Below are 209 nucleotides of genomic sequence, written 5' to 3'. Positions count from 1 at the left end.
AATCTAAGTCTCAAGTGCCTCTTACTGGCTTGACTTAGCTTATCGCAAGTTAGTACGTCCTTCATCGCCTCCAACTGCCAAGGCATCCACCGTGTACGCTTAGTCACTTAACCATACAACCCAAAATAGTTTTAAGTTGTACTGCTAAAGACAGTTTTAACTTCGCCAGAAGTTAAGTAATACTAAAGTAGACGCTAATTAATCAACTA

Annotated in this window: 1 rRNA gene; it reads right to left on the bottom strand. The window is 39.7% G+C overall.

Going from position 1 to position 209, the window contains the following annotated elements:
* Positions 1–113, bottom strand: a 23S ribosomal RNA gene (locus tag A7985_RS25625); the annotation flags it as partial.
* Between the last annotated feature and the right edge of the window lie 96 nt (positions 114–209).

It is taken from the genome of Pseudoalteromonas luteoviolacea, assembly GCF_001696455.1.
Lineage (GTDB): Bacteria > Pseudomonadota > Gammaproteobacteria > Enterobacterales > Alteromonadaceae > Pseudoalteromonas > Pseudoalteromonas luteoviolacea_C.
The sequence above is the reverse complement of the archived record's forward strand: the minus strand, read 5'-3'. Positions and strand labels throughout refer to the sequence as shown.